The sequence below is a fragment of the Leeuwenhoekiella sp. MAR_2009_132 genome (genome assembly GCF_000687915.1).
Taxonomy (GTDB): Bacteria; Bacteroidota; Bacteroidia; order Flavobacteriales; family Flavobacteriaceae; genus Leeuwenhoekiella.
This window is the reverse complement of record NZ_JHZY01000002.1, coordinates 1,910,001-1,912,500: the sequence shown is the minus strand read 5'-3', so window position 1 is coordinate 1,912,500 and position 2,500 is coordinate 1,910,001. Positions and strand designations below refer to the sequence as shown.

The following is a 2,500-nucleotide window of genomic DNA, read 5'->3' as shown; positions in this document are numbered from 1 at the left end:
CCTCCATGACTTCCTGCCTTCACTTTTTATGGGTGATTTACTCTCTAATAAGTAGTCCTCTTCAGTTTTCTACCCTGTTATAAAATCCTTTTTGCTATAATTCTTTATTAGGATCCCGAATTAGGCCATGTATTTCATCGAGTAAATAGCTTTAATTTATTAGGATTGGTATTTTTAATATTTATTTAAGGATGATAGTTCAGTTTAGACACTCTTAATTAAGAATGTTTTAAAATTAATTTAGGGTGTAAGTTATTGGTTTTAAGGAGTTGTAAAATTAGTTTGCAAATACTTTTAAAAAATGCTTGTAGGGTTAGATAATCGTTCTATATTTGCGCCTCCAAAATCGGGTATAAAAATCGGTTTTACGTTCTTAGAAAGTGTGGTTTAAAAAAAAGATACGATTAATTCGTGTTGAATTAAAAAAGGGTAGTATCTTTGCCCTCCTGAATTTTGGCAACGAAATGTAGGATTAGTTCTTAAGAATCTTTTAGAATGAGGCTTAAAAAAAACTTAATTTTTTATTTGTTTGGTAAATAAAAAAGATTGTATATTTGCAGCCGCTTTCGCAGAGAGCTACGCACATTGAAAACGAGATGATTTGGTAATAAAAATAAGGTTCGATTCCTTAGCATCTAACAAAGAAATTCTCTTGAGAGATAGAGAAAGTTCCTTGACATATTGAATTGACAACGCGTATTATTTAGAGATAAATAATATTTGAATTAAAGACTAGAATAACCATTTTGAGCACTCTGTAAAGAGTAATTAGATTTCCTTATATCGTGGAATATTATAAAAACACTACGATGAAGAGTTTGATCCTGGCTCAGGATGAACGCTAGCGGCAGGCCTAACACATGCAAGTCGAACGGTAACAGCACTTCGGTGGCTGACGAGTGGCGCACGGGTGCGTAACGCGTATGCAATCTGCCTTGTACTGAAGTATAGCCCAGGGAAACTTGGATTAATCCTTCATAGTCTATTTGAGTGGCATCATTTAAATAGTAAAGGTTACGGTACAAGATGAGCATGCGTCCTATTAGCTAGTAGGTGTGGTAACGGCACACCTAGGCTACGATAGGTAGGGGTCCTGAGAGGGAGATCCCCCACACTGGTACTGAGACACGGACCAGACTCCTACGGGAGGCAGCAGTGAGGAATATTGGACAATGGGCGAAAGCCTGATCCAGCCATGCCGCGTGCAGGAAGACGGCCCTATGGGTTGTAAACTGCTTTTATATGGGAAGAATAAGGTCTACGTGTAGACTGATGACGGTACCATAAGAATAAGCACCGGCTAACTCCGTGCCAGCAGCCGCGGTAATACGGAGGGTGCAAGCGTTATCCGGAATCATTGGGTTTAAAGGGTCCGTAGGTGGACTAATAAGTCAGTGGTGAAAGTCTGCAGCTCAACTGTAGAATTGCCATTGATACTGTTAGTCTTGAATTGTTATGAAGTAGCTAGAATATGTAGTGTAGCGGTGAAATGCATAGATATTACATAGAATACCGATTGCGAAGGCAGGCTACTAATAATTGATTGACACTGATGGACGAAAGCGTGGGGAGCGAACAGGATTAGATACCCTGGTAGTCCACGCCGTAAACGATGGTTACTAGCTGTCCGGCTCGATTGAGAGCTGGGTGGCCAAGCGAAAGTGATAAGTAACCCACCTGGGGAGTACGTTCGCAAGAATGAAACTCAAAGGAATTGACGGGGGCCCGCACAAGCGGTGGAGCATGTGGTTTAATTCGATGATACGCGAGGAACCTTACCAGGGCTTAAATGTAGTCTGACAGATTTGGAAACAGATTTTTCTTCGGACAGATTACAAGGTGCTGCATGGTTGTCGTCAGCTCGTGCCGTGAGGTGTCAGGTTAAGTCCTATAACGAGCGCAACCCCTGTTGTTAGTTGCCATCGAGTAATGTCGGGAACTCTAACAAGACTGCCAGTGCAAACTGTGAGGAAGGTGGGGATGACGTCAAATCATCACGGCCCTTACGTCCTGGGCCACACACGTGCTACAATGGTAGGTACAGAGAGCAGCCACGTCGCAAGGCGGAGCGAATCTATAAAACCTATCACAGTTCGGATCGGGGTCTGCAACTCGACCCGTGAAGCTGGAATCGCTAGTAATCGCATATCAGCCATGATGCGGTGAATACGTTCCCGGGCCTTGTACACACCGCCCGTCAAGCCATGGAAGCTGGGGGTACCTGAAGTCCGTCACCGCAAGGAGCGGCCTAGGGTAAAACCGGTAACTGGGGCTAAGTCGTAACAAGGTAGCCGTACCGGAAGGTGCGGCTGGAACACCTCCTTTCTAGAGCTTTGCTGCATAGCAGACAAAGCCACGACTATAAGGAAAGAAAAGTTCGAATACTTATTTTAGTTTTTAATGTTGTTGATTCAAGATATTTTTCGATTGATGGCTCACTTTAAGTAGTGAGTCATTCGATTGATCAATAAAGGACAGTCTCATAGCTCAGCTGGTTAGA

The 2,500-nt window shown here is 42.8% G+C and carries 1 tRNA gene and 1 rRNA gene (1 of these 2 running past the window's edge); both read left to right on the top strand.

Going from position 1 to position 2,500, the window contains the following annotated elements:
* Positions 1–806 precede the first annotated feature (806 nt).
* Positions 807–2,325: ribosomal RNA gene (locus P164_RS08125) — 16S ribosomal RNA — on the top strand.
* A 151-nt stretch (positions 2,326–2,476) separates the two neighbouring features.
* Positions 2,477–2,500, top strand: a tRNA-Ile gene (locus P164_RS08120) (it continues 50 nt past the right edge of the window).